1 protein-coding gene is annotated in these 441 nt (G+C 62.6%); it reads left to right on the forward strand.

The features are described from left to right. Positions 1 to 441: hypothetical protein (locus D7Y13_RS46440; RefSeq protein ID WP_158626233.1), on the forward strand; the 441-nt coding region annotated here is incomplete at both ends.

Below are 441 nucleotides of genomic sequence, written 5' to 3' on the forward strand. Positions count from 1 at the left end.
ATTCCGGCGTGCTGAGGACAAACCGCTCGAGCCCATCCGCAGTGCGGTGCTGGCGGTGAGCGTCGGGAAGAAAATGGCGCCGCGGGTGACGCAGGCCAAAGGCTGCTCTTTCTTCTCGGTGCCGGATGACGAGAAGCACTTCATGCCGGAGGACCCGCGGCATTGGGAAAAGTTGGAGCAGTTTCCGGTGTGGGATTGCTTCGTGGTGGAACCGCCGTCGGAGCCGGGCGGCGTCGCGAAATTCCCGGACCTGATCCATCGGGTTTATGGCGTCCCGATTTTTGTCGACGGAAAGATTGCGCCGGAGGAAATGGTCGGAATCGTGGATGCCTTCTGGCGTGAGCTGGTGAAGCAATGCGCGGAGCCGACGCGCTTCGAGAAGTCCCAGACTCCGATGTGGCTGAATCGCGACGGCGCCCCGATGTGGCAACAGCTCCGGGG

The sequence above is a fragment of the Corallococcus praedator genome, assembly GCF_003612125.1.
Lineage (GTDB): Bacteria > Myxococcota > Myxococcia > Myxococcales > Myxococcaceae > Corallococcus > Corallococcus praedator.